This window comes from Rothia mucilaginosa, from assembly GCF_001061665.1.
GTDB classification, from domain to species: domain Bacteria; phylum Actinomycetota; class Actinomycetes; order Actinomycetales; family Micrococcaceae; genus Rothia; species Rothia mucilaginosa_A.
This window is the reverse complement of the sequence record NZ_JVSP01000002.1, coordinates 331,339-349,158: the sequence shown is the minus strand read 5'-3', so window position 1 is coordinate 349,158 and position 17,820 is coordinate 331,339. Positions and strand designations below refer to the sequence as shown.

Annotated in this window: 14 protein-coding genes; 4 read left to right on the top strand and 10 right to left on the bottom strand. The window is 61.3% G+C overall.

Annotated elements, in window-relative coordinates; translation table 11 throughout:
* Positions 1-3: 3 nt before the first annotated feature.
* The 3 genes from ADJ95_RS01820 to ADJ95_RS01810 form a co-directional block, all read right to left on the bottom strand.
* Complete coding sequence (locus ADJ95_RS01820) at positions 4-462, bottom strand: hypothetical protein (RefSeq protein ID WP_049332001.1); 459 nt, start codon at positions 460-462, stop codon at positions 4-6.
* 82 nt (positions 463-544) lie between these two features.
* Positions 545-1,363 (bottom strand): MurR/RpiR family transcriptional regulator, encoded by an 819-nt coding sequence (locus ADJ95_RS01815; RefSeq protein WP_049331998.1) that lies wholly within the window; start codon positions 1,361-1,363, stop codon positions 545-547.
* A 239-nt stretch (positions 1,364-1,602) separates the two neighbouring features.
* Entirely contained in the window at positions 1,603-3,243 is a 1,641-nt protein-coding gene (locus ADJ95_RS01810) for an alpha-glucoside-specific PTS transporter subunit IIBC (RefSeq protein WP_275042415.1), read from the bottom strand.
* 428 nt (positions 3,244-3,671) lie between these two features.
* Here ADJ95_RS01810 and ADJ95_RS01805 point away from each other — a divergent pair, with 428 nt between their 5' ends.
* The 3 genes from ADJ95_RS01805 (at position 3,672) to ADJ95_RS01795 (ending at position 8,368) form a co-directional block, all read left to right on the top strand.
* Complete coding sequence (locus ADJ95_RS01805; RefSeq protein WP_049331994.1) at positions 3,672-4,550, top strand: endonuclease/exonuclease/phosphatase family protein; 879 nt, start codon at positions 3,672-3,674, stop codon at positions 4,548-4,550.
* A 71-nt stretch (positions 4,551-4,621) separates the two neighbouring features.
* The gene (locus tag ADJ95_RS01800; RefSeq protein ID WP_049331991.1) at positions 4,622-6,436 is read left to right on the top strand and encodes a glycoside hydrolase family 13 protein; all 1,815 of its coding nucleotides are present in this window, start codon (positions 4,622-4,624) and stop codon (positions 6,434-6,436) included.
* Between the two features lie 126 nt (positions 6,437-6,562).
* A complete protein-coding gene (locus ADJ95_RS01795; protein ID WP_049331989.1) occupies positions 6,563-8,368 on the top strand; it encodes an alpha-glucosidase in 1,806 nt (601 codons plus the stop codon).
* Between the two features lie 121 nt (positions 8,369-8,489).
* On the opposite strand, the gene ADJ95_RS01790 is transcribed toward ADJ95_RS01795, so the two are convergent.
* The gene (locus tag ADJ95_RS01790) at positions 8,490-9,458 is read right to left on the bottom strand and encodes an AEC family transporter (protein ID WP_049331987.1); all 969 of its coding nucleotides are present in this window, start codon (positions 9,456-9,458) and stop codon (positions 8,490-8,492) included.
* Positions 9,459-9,836: 378 nt separating this feature from the next.
* Here ADJ95_RS01790 and ADJ95_RS09370 point away from each other — a divergent pair, with 378 nt between their 5' ends.
* Positions 9,837-10,313: a hypothetical protein gene (locus tag ADJ95_RS09370; RefSeq protein ID WP_049345108.1), complete on the top strand. Its 477-nt coding sequence runs from the start codon at positions 9,837-9,839 to the stop codon at positions 10,311-10,313.
* Positions 10,314-10,505: 192 nt separating this feature from the next.
* Here the strand turns inward: ADJ95_RS09370 and ADJ95_RS09365 are convergent, their stop codons facing one another.
* From ADJ95_RS09365 to groES, 6 genes are all read right to left on the bottom strand, one after another.
* The gene (locus ADJ95_RS09365) at positions 10,506-10,670 is read right to left on the bottom strand and encodes a hypothetical protein (protein ID WP_160310624.1); all 165 of its coding nucleotides are present in this window, start codon (positions 10,668-10,670) and stop codon (positions 10,506-10,508) included.
* A gap of 204 nt (positions 10,671-10,874) precedes the next feature.
* A complete protein-coding gene (gene guaA, locus ADJ95_RS01785; protein WP_049331985.1) occupies positions 10,875-12,467 on the bottom strand; it encodes a glutamine-hydrolyzing GMP synthase in 1,593 nt (530 codons plus the stop codon).
* A gap of 205 nt (positions 12,468-12,672) precedes the next feature.
* Positions 12,673-13,803 carry a GuaB3 family IMP dehydrogenase-related protein gene (locus tag ADJ95_RS01780; RefSeq protein WP_049331984.1) on the bottom strand — a complete coding sequence of 377 codons (1,131 nt, stop codon included), beginning with the start codon at positions 13,801-13,803 and terminating at the stop codon, positions 12,673-12,675.
* Between the two features lie 145 nt (positions 13,804-13,948).
* Positions 13,949-15,466, bottom strand: coding sequence for an IMP dehydrogenase (gene guaB, locus ADJ95_RS01775; protein ID WP_049331981.1), 1,518 nt, complete (start codon positions 15,464-15,466; stop codon positions 13,949-13,951).
* Positions 15,467-15,817: 351 nt separating this feature from the next.
* Positions 15,818-17,404, bottom strand: coding sequence for a chaperonin GroEL (gene groL, locus ADJ95_RS01770; RefSeq protein ID WP_049331979.1), 1,587 nt, complete (start codon positions 17,402-17,404; stop codon positions 15,818-15,820).
* A 103-nt stretch (positions 17,405-17,507) separates the two neighbouring features.
* The gene (gene groES, locus ADJ95_RS01765) at positions 17,508-17,795 is read right to left on the bottom strand and encodes a co-chaperone GroES (RefSeq protein WP_005505066.1); all 288 of its coding nucleotides are present in this window, start codon (positions 17,793-17,795) and stop codon (positions 17,508-17,510) included.
* Positions 17,796-17,820 lie beyond the last annotated feature (25 nt).

Below are 17,820 nucleotides of genomic sequence, written 5' to 3'. Positions count from 1 at the left end.
GTCCTAGCCCAGCGTCATCGAGAGATTAGCCATGGTGAGCACCAAAGCCACCATGACATAAAACGCCACGGCCGCCAGCAGGACCCAGCGATACCTGGGGGCCAGTTCACCCTCCAGGTTACCGAAGCGCAGGGAACGGAAGAGGAAGAAGGACAGGAGCGCGCCGGGCAGGTTACCGATGACGGCCAGCAAGATAATCAAATACAGAGCATAGGCTCGTTCGGTGCGCTCATTCTCGATTCCCGCAAGCTTAAGGGTACCGCCCAGCAGCAGGCTCAAGCATCCGTTCATGAAAGCAACCGTAAAGAAGGGAATCTTCATGGCGTCCTGGAAGCTCATCTGGGAGTTTGCCGCACCCACGGCAATCCACAAGAAGAGGAGGGCCGGAATAATCATGAGGTACCAGAAAAGGTACTTACGCATCTTCTCGGAGTTATCAATCAGCGCCAGGATTGCGGTCACGAAGGTGTCTCTTTCGGGTTCTGTTCAGGAGGTAGATTCAGGGCAGCGGGAATAAATTGGCTCCGGGCAGGAGCGCCCGCAACTACGGGGTGGTTTCGGTGCCTCCGTCGAGGGCATCCTCAACCTGCTTGCTGAGGGATTCTCGGCGCGCGGTTTCCGAGTACTCAATGTAGCGACGCACCACGTAGTCCAGCACCACCCAGAGAGCCACGAACGAGTGGTAGGGCTTGCGCTGGGTGCTGATGTGGGTGGGGGTCGCCTGGTAGTGCAGGGAGTACTCGGCGTGCGAGGACATGTAGTTCACGCCAATCGCGGTCACCGCAACCATGGGAATACGGCGCAGCGACAGCATCTTGATGTGCTCGCGCATGTTCTCGGTCTGGCCCGAGAACGACACGATAATCACCACATCGTCCTGGGTCATGGTGTTCATGGCGCTCTCGAACTCGTTGCGAGCCGGAATAACGTGGCAGAATTTGCCGCAGGCCTGCATTGACTTGGCGAACTCCTGCACCGCGTTGCGCTGAGCGTAACCGGTGCCAAAGCAGTAGACGGTGCGCGCCTCGTAGATGCGTTTAAGCAGACCGCTCAACTCCATGTGGTCGAGGTAGTCGTAGGTGCGCTGAATATCCTCGCGACCGCTCTCGATGAAGCGGGGGTTGAAGGGCTCACTACGGCTAAGGGAAGACTTGATGAAGTACTTCAGCTCAGCGAATCCTGAAAAGTTCAGCTTCTTCGTCAGTCGAATAATCGAACTGGTCGAGGTGTAGGTTTTGTGCGCCAAAGAATTAATCGTCGACTCCGCGACGAATTCCTCGTTCTCCAGCATGAAGGCCAAAATTTCCCGTTCAGTTTCGCTGAACCGGTGCTGATTCGCATTCACGACGTCTTGTAAATCCACTCAGAGCTCCTGAATCCGATGGTGAGCAATATATAAATATTACACGCTTCGGATTCCACAGCCCGGTTCTGCCGTATTGTTCCCGCTCACGCAGAACCTTTCGAGAGAGGCCCACAACCGGGGCCAAGGATACCCAAGATACAGCTTCGCCGGCGGCACCGGATGTATCCGGTACCGCCGGCGAAGCGGATTATTCACTGCCCGATGCGCGAACTACGCGGTGAGCAGAGGGGAGATCTCTAGACGTTGGTCTTGGAGCTGTTCACCATGGTCTCGAAACGCTCACGGACCTGGGGAACATCCATACCGACGATCACCTGGAAGGCCTTGCCCTTGCGGACGACACCCAGGGCGCCAGCACTCTTGAACTCTGCATCCGAGGTGCTGACCAGGGACTCATCGGCCACGGAGACACGCAGGCGGGTTGCACAGTTGTTCACGGTGGTGATGTTGTCTGCGCCGCCGAGCAGCTCGAGGAAGCCAGCCGCACGGGGTGCGTACAGGTCGGCGCCTTCGGCGTCACCGGCAGCGGCTGCGCCGCCGTCCTTCTCAGCAGCCTTAGCAGCCTTGTACTCTGCCTTGCTGTAGAGCTTGGTCTCGCCGCCGTCCTCTTCACGACCGGGGGTCTTGAAGTCGAACTTCAGAATCATGAAGCGGAAGATCACGAAGTACAGGACGGTGAAGCACAGGCCCACACCAATCTGCATGAGGTAGGTGCCGGAGTGGTTTGCCCACAGCGGAATCCAGTTCTGGAACAGGAAGTCGAGCAGACCGCCACCCATGTAACCAACCAGACCCAGCTGGTACATGATTGCTGCCATGGATGCTGCCAGGATTGCGTGAACCAGGAACAGCGGGGGTGCCAGGAACAGGAAGGTGAACTCGAGGGGCTCGGTGATACCGATCAGGATCGCGGTGAGGCAGACGGGAATCATCAGAGCGAGAACTTCCTTGCGCTTCTCAGGACGAGCAGTGGTGTAGAACGCCGCTGCGATACCGATGGGTGCGAAGACCTTCGAGTTACCGTGCAGTGCGAAGCCGCCGCCGGGGAACAGTTCCTTCAGGGGCTTGTCGCTCTTTGCGAACTCGGTCAGGTGGGTCGGCCAGTCCTTAGCGATACCGTTCGGGGTAACAACGTTACCGAAGACGAACGGGGAGTAGATGAAGTGGTGCAGACCGGTCGGAATCAGGAAGCGCTCGAGGAAGGTGTAAACCCACACGCCGAGTGCGCCGGATGCGATGAAGAAGCCCTGCAGGGAGGAGATGCCGTGCTGAGCGTAGGGCCACAGCCAGGAGAACAGGAAGGCGATGGGCATCATCAGGAAGAAGCAGACGCCGTAGACGAACTGGGAACCCTGGAAGATACCGAGGAAGTCGGGCAGCTTCTTGTCGAACCAGCGGTTGTGTGCCCACACCACGATTGCGGAGATGATGATGGCACCGAAGATACCGGTGTCCATGGTCTTGATACCGGCGATCATCTTCAGACCGGTACCTGCCGCGCTCTCAGAGATGTCGGTGGTGTAGTCCAGGTCGAAGAAACCGGTGCCGCCCTTGCCCCATACCTTGAGCATGGTGCCGACGAAGTAGTTGAAGGTCAGGTAGACCATTGCAGCTTCCATCACTGCACGTGCGTTAGCGGTCTTTGCCAGTGCAATGGGCAGACCGATCACGAAGAGCAGTTCCATCTGGTTGAAGACGGTCCACGCACCGGACTCCCATACGGCCCAGAACTGGGACCAGAGGTTGTTCTTATCGGCGGCCAGGCCAATCAGCTGGTCGTTCTGCGCGATGATCGCGATACCGACCGCGAGGCCAGCGAATGCGAAGAGAAGAACGGGTGCCAGCATGGCAGAGCCGAACCTCTGTACTTTTTCCATCATGAGGCTATACGCCCTTTCGGGTATCGAGTGAGCGGGCGCAAGGGGCGGGCGGTCTTTGCCCGCCTGGGCTAACGCATCTTTATAAACACCCTTGAAAGTGTATGAGATGCACACCACACGACCTGCGCGCGCTAAGTGTCGAATGTGTTTTAGACAGAAATAATAATGCCACTTCATTCCGACCCATAGGCGCCCGAAGGACAGTTCTGAAAGAGTTTTTCACAACCTGAAACATATCCCGGCACCGGGTAAAAATACTGGGGAATAATCAAGCTTTTCCCCTGTCTGCCGGGGCCCAGACTCGATAGCATGAACATACTTGCGCGGCCGGAGACTGCCCTCCACCACTCAGAGCTTCCACAGGGAGAGCCATCCGACGCGCCCACCCCGTACCCCTACCCGAAACCCAATCGAAACTTATATATATGCGTTTCCTCACCCTCAACACCCACAGCTGGTGCGAAATCCATCAGATTGACAAGATCCGCACCCTCGCGCAGTTCATCGTTGATCAGCAGGTGGACGTTATCGCCCTCCAGGAGGTCAACCAGCTGACCTCCACCCCCGTGGTGGAACATCCCCTCCACTTCCGCGGCGGCGCGGGTATTCCGGTCCGTGAAGACAACTACGCCCTGCTCCTCGTGCGCGCGCTGGAGGCGCTCGGCGCCCGCTACGAGTGGACCCTCACCGAGACCCACCTCGGGTGGGAGCGCTACGACGAGTGCGTGGCCGTCCTCTCGCGCATGCCGATCCGCGGCATCAGGCCCATCGACATGTCCCCCGACTACACCTACTTCCAGGTGCAGCGCCGCGCCGCGCAGGCCGCCCTCATCGAGACCCCCTCCGGTCCTTTCTGGTGCGCCCCCACCCACATGTCTTGGTGGGACTTCGACGGTGAGCCCCTCTTCGCTCAGGAATTCACCCGCCTCTCACAGGCCCTGGCCGAATGTGCCGAAACCGCCCCCGTACTGCTCGGCGGCGACTTCAACTCCGCCGCGCACCTGCCCGACGAGGGCTACGCCTTCGTGACCTCTACCGGCCTGATCGATACCCGCACCATCGCGAAGCACACCAAGGGTGAGAACACTGTGCACCGCGAGATTGCCGGCTGGGAGGGCTCCTCGGATGCCAAGCGCATCGATTTCGTGTTCACCGACCGCCTCGTCGACGTGGCTTCCCACGCGGTGGTCTTCCGGGATAACTCCCCCGAGGCGATTTCCGATCACAGCGGCCTGCTCCTGGAGATTGACCCCGCAAGCTGGGCCCCTCAGAGCCTCCTGACGCCCCTCACCACCCAGCACTAAGGGCATCAGACTTTAGCCGCCCACAGAGCGGCCCCACACAACACTCATCCATACCAAGGAAAGGAAGAACAATGACGACCCAGACCCAGTGGTGGCAGGAACCCGTTGTCTACCAGATTTACCCCCGCTCCTTCAACGATTCCAACGGCGACGGCATCGGCGACCTGCCCGGCATCACCGAGAAGATTCCGTACCTGGCAGACCTGGGCATCGAAGTACTGTGGCTCTCCCCCATCTACGCTTCCCCGAACGATGACAACGGCTACGACATCTCCGACTACCGCGCCATCATGACCGAGTTCGGCACCATGGAAGACTTCGATGAGCTACTCGAAACCGCACACAAGCACGGCATCAAGCTCATGATGGACCTCGTCGTCAACCACACCTCCGACGAGCACGAGTGGTTCAAGCAGGCACGCTCCTCCAAGGACAACCCCTACCGCGACTACTACATCTGGCGCGACCCCAAGGGCTTCGACGAGGACGGCAAGCCTATTCCGCCGAACAACTGGATTTCCTGCTTCAGCCCCTCCGTGTGGGAATGGGACGAGGCGACCGGCCAGTTCTACCTGCACTACTTCTCCGTCAAGCAGCCCGACCTGAACTGGGAGAACCCGAAGGTCCGCGAAGAGGTCTACGACATCATGCGTTTCTGGCTGGACAAGGGCGTGGACGGCTTCCGCATGGACGTCATCAACCTGATTTCTAAGGACCTCTCCTTCCCCGAGGATCCGGCAGTCCTCGCTGGCGGCCTCGACAACTCCCTGGCTGTCGCAGCCAACGGCCCGCGCGTGCACGAATTCCTGCAGGAAATGAACCGTGAGGTCCTCAGCAAGTACCCGGTCATGACCGTGGGCGAAACCCCCTGCGTGACCGTCGACGACGCCGCGCTCTACACCGGTTTCGACCGCAACGAGCTGCAGATGGTGTTCCAGTTCGAGCACATGGACGTGGATGCCTCCGAGGGTGGCGTGACCGGCAAGTGGTCCGACCGCCGCTTCGACCTGGTGGACCTGAAGAAGGTGCTCACCCACTGGCAGGAGGGTCTGCACGGCCGCGGCTGGAACTCCCTGTACTGGAACAACCACGACCAGCCGCGCACCGTCTCCCGCTTCGGTAACGACTCCCCCGAGTACCGCACCGTCAGCGCCAAGATGCTCGGCACCGTTCTGCACCTGATGCAGGGTACCCCCTACATCTACCAGGGCGAAGAGCTGGGCATGACCAACGTCTTCTTCGACGATGTCAAGGACTACAACGACCTGGAGATTCACGACTCCTGGCGCAAGTACGTTGAGGAGTCCGGCCGCGTCTCCCCCGAGGACATGCTGCGCTACATCAGCGCCTCCGGTCGCGATAACGCCCGCACCCCCATGCAGTGGACCGCTGGCGAGAACGCAGGCTTCACCTCCGGCACCCCGTGGCTGAAGCTGAACCCGCGTTACACCGAAATCAACGCGGAGTCCGAGCTGGCTGACCCGGATTCGGTGTTCTACCACTACCGCGACCTGATTAAGCTGCGTCACGAGCACCCGATTGTCCTGACCGGCGAGTACCGCCTGCTGGATGAAGAGGACGACCAGGTCTACGCCTACCTGCGCGTGAACTCCGACGAGGACGCAGCCGCAACCGGCGAGCGCGCACTGCTGGTCGTCGCGAACTTCACCGATGACACCGTTCAGCTGAACTACGCGGGTGGCAACCTGGATTCGGTGGTGCTGACCAACTCGCAGGCACTCTCCCCGACCGAGCTGAAGGCTATCTCGAACGTTCCGCAGCTGATTAGCTCGAACTACCGCGATGAGAACCGCGAGTTCACCGACGAGGGAACCCTGCTGCGCCCCTACGAGGCGAAGGTGTACCTCTTCGGTAACGCCAAGTAGGCACGCCCCAAAATAATGGTGCGCGAGGGGGACCAGACGCGGACGTTCCGGTCCCCCTCGCCCTATACTTCAATCACAGACTCCTTTTTTCTCTTCGGCGTAACCCGCCGGTACAGAAAGGCAATTATGAGCAATTCCGAGGCATACCAGGTTCCCTCCTACGAAGGCCGCCAGTGGTGGAAGGAAGCCGTGGTGTACCAGGTGTACCCCCGTTCCTTCAACGACGCAAACGGCGACGGCATCGGTGATCTGAAGGGCATCACCGAGAAGCTGCCCTACCTGGCTAAGCTGGGCATCAACGTCATCTGGCTCTCCCCCGTGTTCGACTCGCCGAACGTGGACAACGGCTACGACATCTCTGACTACTTCGCCATCATGAGTGACTTCGGCACCATGGAAGACTTTGACGAGATGCTTGAAACCGCTCACAAGCACGGCATCAAGATTCTGATGGACCTGGTCGCGAACCACACCTCCGATGAGCACCCCTGGTTCAAGGAGTCCCGCTCGTCTAAGGACAACCCCTACCGCGACTACTACATTTGGAAGGACCCGAAGGGCTTCGACGAGGACGGCAACCCGATTCCTCCGAACAACTGGGCGTCCGAGTTCGGTGGCCCGGCGTGGGAGTGGGACGAGGCGACCGGCCAGTTCTACCTGCACATCTTCTTCAAGGAACAGCCCGACCTGAACTGGGAGAACGAGAAGGTTCGCGAGGACCTGTACTCCATGGTCCGCTGGTGGCTGGACAAGGGCGTTGACGGCTTCCGCCTGGACGCTATCAACATCATCTCCAAGCCCGAGGGCTTCCCGGATGACCCCTCCACCGACTTTGAGAAGCACACTTCCTCGATTCCGTTCGTCATCTCTAACGGCACCATGGTGCACCCGTGGATGAAGGAACTGACCCGCGAGACCTTCAGCCGCTACGACGTGATGACCGTGGGCGAGACCAGCGCGACCAGCCCCGAGGACGCTAAGCTGTGGGCTGGCTACCACACCGGTGAGCTGAACATGATCTTCCACTTCGATCACATGGGCGTGGATAACGACCCGAACGGCTCTCTGGGCGGCAAGTGGTCCTACGCGCCGTACAAGCTGACCGAGCTCAAGCGCATCCTGAACGACTGGCAGACCACCCTGGAGGGTAACGCCTGGGGTTCGCTGTACTGGAACAACCACGACCAGCCGCGTGTGGTCTCCCGTTTCGGTAACGATTCGGATGAGTTCCGCACCCTGTCCGCTAAGCAGCTGGCGACCACTCTGCACTTCATGCAGGGCACCCCGTACATTTACCAGGGTGAAGAAATCGGCATGACCAACGTGAAGTTCGATTCGATTGAGGACTACCGCGATGGTGACTCGATCCGCTTCTACGAGGACATGCACGTTGACCACAAGCGTCTGAGCCACGAAGAGGCGATGCAGGCGATCTACATCAAGGGCCGCGATAACGCTCGTACCCCGGTTCAGTGGGATGCTTCGGCAAACGCCGGCTTCAGCCCCGAGGGTGTGACCACCTGGATTAACGTGAACCCGAACTACCCGGCGATTAACGCTGAGGCAGTTCTGGCGGATGAGGACTCGATCTTCTACCACTACCAGCAGCTGGTGGCTCTGCGCCGCGGCGAGCTGAAGGATCTGATGGTTTACGCCTCCTTCGCTCCGGTGGATTCGGTTCAGGTTCCGCACGATGAGGACGAGGCCGTGTACGCCTACACCCGTACCGGTGGCGCGGATGGTTCCCCCGCGAACGAGTCTCTGCTGGTGATTTCGAACTTCACCGCCGAGGAGCTGGAGCGCGACTTCGCCGTGCTTGCTGAGGCACGCGAGTCTGGCGCCCGCGTCGAGCTGGTGAGCTCAAACTACAAGGACGACGCGGGTTCGACCCTGCGCCCCTACGAGGCAAAGGTCTACCACATCGTTCGATAGCGAAAGCTGTCCGACGGCTGCTGACCTCTAGGTCGGCGTAGAACCGCGGGAGGGCGGGGATTGTACGATCCCCGCCCTCCTTTTGCTGTACCCACTCGTTGTGTGCTCGTTTCGGCTCCGGCTAACCGGAGAACGCAAGCTGAAGAATCGGCACCGCCAGCGCGATAAGACCGACGCTGACGACCGCCCCTGCGGCGATGACGGGGGCTGCGGTGCCCTCGTGCCGGTAGTGGGTCTCAAGGATCACGATATTGGCGGCAGGCGGCAGGACTCCCAGGATGAAGAGCACCTGCGGGTAGGCCAGTAGCTGGTCGAAGTGTACGCCCGCCGCGTCGTGCGCCCAACGGGCGAGCGCCAGCACGCCGAGGCTGTAGACGCTCACGAGCGCGGTGCGGAGCACCCCCCATCCGGCGGCCCGGGTCAGGTCTGCGCGGTGCAGCTTGGCGGCCCCGAGCCACATGCCCAGCACGATCATCCCGATAAAGCTGAAGACCCAGGTCAGCACCCGGTAGAACCCGGCTCCGTGAACACTCAGGAAGTGCCCTGCGGGCAGGCAGAGCAAGCCGATTACCACGGCGATAACGGGTGGGCTCGTGCGCAGCCCTCGCAGTACCCTGCGGATGGTTGCGCCGCGGCTCGCGGCGGTAGCCGTACGGGGTGGGGAACCTTCACCCGATTCGGCCCTCGAGTCGCCCCGTAGCAGCGAGGTACCCAGAATATTGCCCATGATGGAGTTGCCGATATACGCGCCGATGTAGACGCGCACGGCCTCATCGCCCCAGATGCCCGCGACCACGGGGATGCCGAAGAGCCCGGCGTTTAGGTACACGAAGGCGAGCTTCTGCACGGGATCTCGGGTAATCCGCCCGGCACCGAGCACACCGAGGAGCATCATAACCATGGTGGACGCGGCAACAAAGAACAGCTCGGGGCGGCTGGTGGCAACCGTGTAGATGATGACGGCGGGAATAATCCAGCGGGTCAGCAGGGCCGAGGCCCATTCCTTGAGCCGTCTGCCCCGGTGCTCGGGCAGGGTGAGGGCCAGCGTCAGCCCTGCAACCAGGTAGATGAGGGGCAGGATGATTCCCACAAGACGCTCCTTCGGTCACCGCGTTGGCCCTTATTTTGGATGCGCACCGCGCCGTTGCGCTAAGCCGCCTTTCCATGGTCTCACGTTCGGGCACCGAGGACGGGCCGGCGAGGAATATTCTCGGGAATGTGAGCCTGTCTAATATCGCCCGCCTATACATTCAGATTAAGGTTGAGCATTTCACGGGATGCCATTTCGAAATTTTCGCGTCATATTGCATCATATTTGCCGAAACCCTCGTATTTTTTATACATCAAATTTACTCTAGAAATACGCAGAGATTGCATTTTCTACCGTATGAACTCGTCTGCCGTCCATACCCTCACGAAGCGAACTCAGCAGGATTGGTTCCCTTCAAGATCTCGCCGGGAGCACGCAATGCAGCAGCCTTACCTCTCCAGCCCTTCCGACTCCGGGGGTGTCCCCTCCCCCAAGGTAGCGCGTCAGAAAACCCCGCACCGCGCCGCCCACCCCCACGCCGGGGTGCGTATCCCGCGGCGTTCCGCGTCCGCCGCTACGAGCGCCTCAGCGGTTACCCCCGCATCCCGTGTTACACCCTCAGAAGCCCTTGTCGAGGAGCGCACGTTCAGGGTTCCGCACCCGGTACTGAGCCTACTGTCCTGGTTGATTGCGGTGGCAAGCGTCGTATGGCTTGCCGTTTTGGGCGTAAACCTGACTCACCTGGTACTCTCCGGCCTGGAACACGACTCCGATTTCCTGGTGCTGACCTACGGCGTGTACATGGCCTGCGCTTTTGGATTCCTGTGTTTTGGGGCCTTCTTTGGTCTGCATTTTGGCCTGGGCTCGAGCGCACATTGGCGTAGTTCGATTCGCCACCCGAATCGGCCGTATTAAATATTTCTGTCCCGCTTAGTTTTGCGGAATTTTCCGGAGCGTATTTCTTTTATTTAGACTCGCAGTTTAAAAAATAAGCGGTTTTCTTTAATTTCGAAGAAAATATCCGTTTCGCATTAATATTTCTCTGCCCCATAGCTAAAGCCGCCCGGCGCATCCACAGCAGGATGCACCGGGCGGTTCCTTCCTAATCTAAAACTCTGGAGAAGGACGCTGCAAAGCAGAGCGTGCCACCAAGGGGAATTCTTCAGGATTTTCTACGTCATCTGAAGAGCTGGGTAAGCTGGCGAAAAATTCATATAAGGAAGATTTAGTCTCCTGCTTTTGAGCGTGCTCTTCATCGATTTTCGACGTCATCGGTCCCTCCTTATGATGTTAGGCCAGCGCTCAGCATGTATCAGGCCAACATGCATATACACATTATATTTCCGTTCATCCTCGGCATCCGTAACACACATACGTATATAAGAAGCCGCCCGGCGCATCCACAGCAGGATGCACCGGGCGGCTTCTTCACGGGAGGAGCTTCACTCCCACTCGGGGATCACTCCCACGCAGGGATTACTCCCACTCAATGGTTCCCGGGGGCTTGGAGGTAACGTCCAGCACCACTCGGTTAACGTCCTTGACCTCGTTCGTAATGCGGTTCGAGATCTTAGCCAGCAGGTCGTAGGGCAGGCGCGACCAGTCAGCGGTCATCGCGTCCTCAGACGAGACCGGGCGCAGAACAATCGGGTGACCGTAGGTACGGCCGTCGCCCTGAACGCCCACGGAGCGAACGCCAGCCAGCAGAACCACGGGGCACTGCCAGATGTGCTCGTCCTGGCCAGCCGCGGTCAGCTCTTCACGCACAATGGCGTCAGCTGCGCGCAGGGTTTCCAGGTTCTCGCGGTTAACCTCACCGACGATGCGGATACCCAGGCCGGGACCGGGGAACGGCTGACGTGCCACGATCTTCTCGGGAACGCCGAGCTCGCGACCGATAGCGCGGACCTCGTCCTTGAACAGGGTGCGCAGCGGCTCAACCAGTTCGAAGGTCAGGTCGTCGGGCAGGCCGCCCACGTTGTGGTGGCTCTTGATGTTTGCGGTGCCGTCGCCGCCGCCGGACTCGACAACGTCCGGGTACAGGGTGCCCTGGACCAGGAACTTGATGTCTGCGCCCTCTTCGCCGGCCTCTGCAATCAGCTTGCGCTGTGCCTCCTCGAAGGAGCGGATGAACTCGCGGCCGATAGCCTTACGCTTCGCCTCGGGCTCGGTAACACCCTCGAGCGCGGAGAGGAAACGCTCCGACTCGTCGATGGTGATGACCTTAATGCCCATGGATGCTGCGTAGTCCTGCTCGACCTGTTCGCGCTCACCTTCACGGAGCAGACCGTGGTCGATGAAGAAGCAGGTGAGCTGGTCGCCAACAGCCTTGTGCACGAGTGCTGCCGCCACGGAGGAGTCAACGCCGCCGGAGAGCGCGCAGATGACGCGGTCGCTACCGACCTGCTCGCGAATCTTAGCGACCTGCTCCTCGATGATGTTATTGGTGGACCAGGTGGGCTTCAGGCCTGCCACATTGTAGAGGAAGTTCTCCAGGGCGACCTGGCCGTAGTCGGAGTGCTTCACCTCGGGGTGCCACTGCACGCCGCCGAGCTTGCGGGACTCGTCCACGAATGCTGCCACGGAGGCGCCGGGGGTCTTGGCCAGAACCTCGAAGCCCTCGGGGGCTTCGGTCACGGAGTCACCGTGAGACATCCACACGTTCTGGGTGGTGGGGGTGCCGGTGAGGAAGGAGGAGTTCTCAGCGCAGACCACAGCGTCGGTTGCGCCGTATTCGCGCAGACCGGTCTGGGCGACGGTGCCGCCGAGGGTCTGGGCCATCACCTGGAAGCCGTAGCAGATACCGAAAATCGGCACGCCAGCTTCGAAGAGGGCCTTGTCGCCCTTGGGTGCGCCATCGGCGTAGACCGAGGAGGGGCCACCGGAGAGCACGATGGCTGCCGGGTTCTTGGCGAGCATCTTCTCGGTGCTCATGGAGTGGGGGACGATTTCGGAGTAGATGCCGGCTTCACGCACGCGACGAGCGATGAGCTGCGCGTACTGAGCACCGTAATCTACCACCAGGACGGGACGCTCTTCGAGCTGGTCCAGGTTCACAGAGTTGGTCACGAAAATTACCTCAACGTGTTGGTACTAATCCGCGCACTTGCGCGGGGATATATCTATTTTACGCTATCGCGGTGTGAGCTTGAACGCCCGTGGCGCGGGGACTATTCCGCCTACGACCGTTCTTTTTACGCTGCAGATAGCAGGCACCGCCCGGCGGCCGCGGGGATAGCCCCGTAGCCGCCGAGCGGTGATTCATGACGCTACATTAGCCGCGGTAGGAAGGGACCACGGTCAGTTCGGCCTTCTGGAACTTCTTCAGCTCCAGGTAGCCGCAGTTAGCCATTGCGCGCTTGAGCGCACCGACAATGTTGCTGGTTCCGTCCACGTGGTGCGAAGGACCGTACAGGACCTCCTCCAGCGTGCCGACGACGCCCAGCGGGGTGCGCACGCCGCGCGGGAAGTCCAGCGAGTGCGCCTCGTTGCCCCAGTACAGGCCCTGACCGGGCGCCTCGGAGGCGCGAGCCAGCGGAGCGCCCAGCATCACGGCGTCAGCACCCAGTGCAAGCGCCTTCACCATATCGCCGGAGCGGCCCAGGGAACCGTCAGCAATCACGTGCACGTAGCGGCCGCCGGACTCGTCCAGGTAGTCCGAACGTGCCGCAGCCACATCGGCTATGGCGGTTGCCATCGGTGCGGAAATGCCCAGGCCCTGGCGGGTGGTCTGAGCGGAACCGCCGCCGAAGCCCACCAGCACACCGGCGGCACCGGTACGCATCAGGTGCTTAGCCTGCGAATAACCGGCCACGCCACCGACAATGACGGGAACGTCCAGCTCGTAGATGAACTTCTTCAGGTTCAGCGGCTCGTGCGAGGTCGAAAGGTGCTCGGCAGAGACGGATGCGCCACGGATGACGAACAGCTCAACGCCGGCCTTCACCACGGTCTCGTAGTGCTCCTGAGTATTCTGCGGGCTCAGCGAACCGGCAACCACCACGCCGGAATCGCGAATCTCTTCCAGGCGTGCGGTAATCAGCTCCGGCTTGATCGGCTCGGAGTAAATCTGCTGCATGCGGGTGGTTGCGGAGGCGGGGTCCGCCTCGGGCAGCTCAACAATCTCGTCGAGCAGCGGCTGCGGGTCTTCGTAGCGGGTCCACAGGCCCTCGAGGTTCAGCACACCCAGGCCGCCCAGCTTGCCCAGGGCAATAGCGGTCGCCGGGGACATGACCGAGTCCATGGGCGCACCAATAATCGGGGTGTCGAACTTGAAGGCGTCAATCTGCCAGGAGGTGTCGACATCGCGGCGATCGCGGGTACGGCGGGTGGGTACCAGCGCCACATCGTCCAGGGAGTAGGTGGGGCGGGCGCTCTTGGAGAGGCCAATCTGAATTTCAGACATGGGTGAATCCTTTCGAATTCGGTTTGAGGGGTGCCGCCGGGCGTTATTCGCACCGATGCCCGCCCCGGCACCCGGGAGGGTACGGGACGGGCTCAACGGCGCGCGGTGTGCACGCCGTGCGGCGAATCATCGTTGGTGATGCGTCTTAGCGACGGTAGTTCGGTGCCTCAACGGTCATCGTGATGTCGTGCGGGTGCGATTCCTTCAGGCCCGCGGGGGTGATGCGCACGAACTGTCCCTTGTTCTTGAGCTCTTCGATGGTGCGCGAACCGACGTAGAACATGGTCTGGCGCAGGCCACCTTCGAGCTGGTGAATCACGGCGGAGAGCGGGCCGCGGAAGGGAACCTGACCCTCGATACCCTCGGGAATCAGCTTCTCCTCGCTGGAGACGTCGGCCTGGAAGTAACGGTCCTTCGAGAAGGACTTGTGGCGGCCGCGGGTCTGCATAGCGCCCAGCGAACCCATGCCGCGGTACGCCTTGAACTGCTTGCCGTTCACGAGAATCAGGTCGCCGGGGGATTCGGTGGTGCCGGCCAGCAGGGAGCCGAGCATCACGGAGTCGGCGCCGGCCACCAGGGCCTTGCCAATCTCACCGGAGTACTGCATACCGCCGTCGGCAATCACGGGAACACCGGCGGGGATAGCTGCCTTAGCGGCCTCGTTGACCGCGGTCACCTGGGGCACGCCCACGCCCGCAATGATGCGGGTGGTGCAGATGGAACCCGGGCCCACGCCAACCTTCACGGCGTCGGCGCCGGCGTCAATGATGGCCTGAGCACCCTGGCGGGTTGCGGCCTGGCCACCGATGACGTCCACGTGTGCGGCGGCGGGGTCCTTCTTCAGGCGGGCAATCATGTCCAGCACGCCCTGGGAGTGGCCGTTTGCGGTATCCACGAAGAGGGCATCCACGCCGGCCTCGACCAGGGTCATGGCGCGCTCGTAGCCGTCGCCGAAGAAGCCGATAGCGGCACCCGCGCGCAGGCGGCCGTCCTCGTCCTTGGTGGCGCGGGGGTACTGCTCGGTCTTCACGAAGTCCTTGAGGGTGATCAGACCGGCCAGCTTGCCTGCCTCGTCCACGAGGGGCAGACGCTCAATCTTGTTGTGGGAGAGCAGGGCGAAAGCCTCGTCCTTGGAAACGCCGGGGCGGGCGGTCACCAGCGGCATGGGGGTCATGATGTCGCGAACGCGGATGTTCTCGAAGTCGCCGCGGGACATGTAGCGGATATCGCGGTTGGTGATGATGCCTTCCAGCACGCCCTCTTCGCTCACGACGGGCAGGCCGGAGACGCGGTAGTAACCGCACACCTCGTCGTACTCGGCGATGGTGGCGTCCGCGCCGATGGTCACGGGGTTGATAATCATGCCGGATTCGGAACGCTTCACGCGGTCCACGTGTGCGGCCTGGTCCTCGATGGAAAGGTTACGGTGAATCACGCCGAGACCACCCAGGCGCGCCATGGCGATGGCCATAGCGGAATCGGTCACGGTGTCCATTGCCGCAGAAATGATGGGGATGTTCAGGTTAATGCGCTTGGACAGGCGAGTGGAGGTGTCAGCCTCGGAAGGAATGACGTCGGTGTTGCCGGGCAGCAGCAGCACATCGTCGTAGGTCAGGCCGGTGAAGCCGAAGGGATCCTCGGACAGAGCGGTGGGGATGGTCATTGTCTACCTTTCGGATGGTGTGCTTCGCCGGTGCGATTTTGCCGTGGGGAAGCGTTTTATACGGTGTCGCGGTATGTACCCCACTCCCCCGGCGCGAGTACCGGGCGGAGGCCCACGCGGGTTCTGAGCGGGCGCGTCCGCCGGATGCTCCGGAGGGTGCGGAAACGGACAGTCTACCTTCTATGATAAGCCGCTTAGGGTTTCTTCGCTCGGAAGATACCGAGCCGCCCGAAGAATGGCGGCGGGCACCGGGTTCTTGCACGCGAAGACCCCGATGCTGCGGCGTTGAGGGGATAGCTAGTGCCCGGTACCGCCTCCAGTTCAGGGGGCAGTACCGGGCACACACACTATTTAGTCTTCTTCAGTTTCTTCGGGCTTCTCAACCACCAGGGTCTCGGTGGTCAGCACCAGAGCCGCGATGGAGGAGGCGTTCTGCAGGGCCGAACGGGTCACCTTCACCGGGTCAATCACGCCGGCCTCAATCAGGTCGCCGTACTCGCCGGTCTTGGCGTTGAAGCCGTGACCCACGGGCAGCTCGGAGACCTTGGAGACGATGACGTAGCCGTCCTCGCCGGCGTTCTCCGCAATCCAGCGCAGCGGCTGGACCAGGGCGCGGCGAACGATCTGCACGCCCACGTTTGCGTCGTGGTTATCCAGCTCCAGGCCGTCCAGCGCCTTCAGAGCGTGGACCAGCGCGGAACCGCCACCGGAGACGATGCCCTCTTCCAGGGCTGCACGGGTGGAGGACACAGCGTCCTCGATGCGGTGCTTGCGTTCCTTCGCCTCAACCTCGGTTGCGGCGCCGACCTTGATGACGCCCACGCCGCCGGCCAGCTTAGCCAGGCGCTCCTTGAGCTTCTCGCGATCCCATTCGGAGTCCACGCGCTCGATTTCGCGGCGCAGCTGCTGCACGCGGTCCTCGATGGCCTCGGGGTCGCCGCCGCCATCCACGATGGTGGTGTGGGACTTGGTCACGGTCACGCGGCGTGCCGAACCCAGGTGCTCCAGGGTGACCTGCGGCAGGTCAATACCGAGCTCGCCGGTCACGACGGTGCCGCCGGTCAGAATTGCCAGGTCCTGCATGATTGCCTTACGGCGGTCGCCGAAACCGGGGGCCTTCAGAGCAACCACGTTGATGGTGCCGCGCAGCTTGTTCACGACCAGGGCGGAGAGCGCCTCACCATCAACGTCTTCTGCGATGATGGTCAGCGGCTTCTTCGCCTGAACGATCTTCTCGAGCACGGGCATGATCTCTGCGATGGTGGAAATCTTGCCCTGGTAGAGCAGCACGAGGCTGTTCTCCAGCACTGCTTCGCCGCGCTCAGCGTCGGTGACGAAGGAGGGCGAGAGGTAGCCCTTGTCGAACTGCATGCCCTCGGTAATCTCCAGCTCAATTTCGGTGGAGGAGCCGTCCTCGATGGTGATAACGCCGTCCTGGCCGACCTTCTCGAAGGCGCGAGCCAGCAACTCACCAATCTGCTCGGACTGGGCGGAGATAGCGGCAACGTGCGCCACCTCGGGGCCCTGCACAGGGCGTGCGTTCTCGAGCAGGCGTGCGGAGACAGCCTCCACGGCCGCCTCGATGCCGCGCTTGACGTCGGCGGGAGCCGCACCGCTGGTCACGTTGCGCAGACCCTCGTTCACCAGCGCCTGCGCGAGCACGGTTGCGGTGGTGGTGCCGTCGCCGGCAACGTCGTTGGTCTTGGTGGCGACTTCCTTCGCCAGCTGGGCGCCCAGGTTCTCGTACGGGTCGTCCAGTTCAATCTCGCGGGCAATGGACACGCCGTCGTTGGTGATGACGGGCGCACCCCACTGCTTGTCGAGCACAACATTGCGCCCGCGCGGGCCAAGGGTTACCTTGACCGCGTTTGCCAGCTTATCGACGCCGGCCTGCAGGGATTTGCGGGCTGCATCGTTGAATTCAAGCTGCTTAGCCATGTGTTCGCTACTCCTAGTGCGTCACAGAAAGAAAATGAGGGGGCAGATGATAGCTCATGCGCCGCACCGGGTGAACGGTACGGCGCATGAGTATTCGAAGTAATTAGTCGACGATTGCCAGAACGTCGCGTGCGGAGAGAATCAGGTACTCCTCGCCCTGGTACTTGACCTCGGTGCCACCGTAGCGGGAGAACACGACAACGTCGCCTTCCTTGATGTCAACGGGGATGCGGTTGCCCTTCTCATCCACGCGGCCGGGGCCAACGGCGACAACGCGTGCTTCCTGCGGCTTTTCCTTCGCAGTCTCGGGGATGACCAGACCGGATGCGGTGGTCTGCTCAGCCTGTTCGATCTTGATAACGACGCGGTCTTCCAGCGGCTTGATGGCCATAATCGGTTCCTCCGGATTGTGGATT

What these genes read in the sequence shown, in the direction of transcription:
- ADJ95_RS01800 (WP_049331991.1), top strand. Translation starts at nt 4,622, where the DNA reads ATGACGACCCAGACCCAGTGGTGGCAGGAACCCGTTGTCTACCAGATT.
- ADJ95_RS01810 (WP_275042415.1), bottom strand. Translation starts at nt 3,243, where the DNA reads ATGGAAAAAGTACAGAGGTTCGGCTCTGCCATGCTGGCACCCGTTCTT.
- groL (WP_049331979.1), bottom strand. Translation starts at nt 17,404, where the DNA reads ATGGCTAAGCAGCTTGAATTCAACGATGCAGCCCGCAAATCCCTGCAG.
- ADJ95_RS09365 (WP_160310624.1), bottom strand. Translation starts at nt 10,670, where the DNA reads ATGACGTCGAAAATCGATGAAGAGCACGCTCAAAAGCAGGAGACTAAA.
- ADJ95_RS09370 (WP_049345108.1), top strand. Translation starts at nt 9,837, where the DNA reads ATGCAGCAGCCTTACCTCTCCAGCCCTTCCGACTCCGGGGGTGTCCCC.
- ADJ95_RS01780 (WP_049331984.1), bottom strand. Translation starts at nt 13,803, where the DNA reads ATGTCTGAAATTCAGATTGGCCTCTCCAAGAGCGCCCGCCCCACCTAC.
- groES (WP_005505066.1), bottom strand. Translation starts at nt 17,795, where the DNA reads ATGGCCATCAAGCCGCTGGAAGACCGCGTCGTTATCAAGATCGAACAG.
- ADJ95_RS01795 (WP_049331989.1), top strand. Translation starts at nt 6,563, where the DNA reads ATGAGCAATTCCGAGGCATACCAGGTTCCCTCCTACGAAGGCCGCCAG.
- ADJ95_RS01805 (WP_049331994.1), top strand. Translation starts at nt 3,672, where the DNA reads ATGCGTTTCCTCACCCTCAACACCCACAGCTGGTGCGAAATCCATCAG.
- guaB (WP_049331981.1), bottom strand. Translation starts at nt 15,466, where the DNA reads ATGACCATCCCCACCGCTCTGTCCGAGGATCCCTTCGGCTTCACCGGC.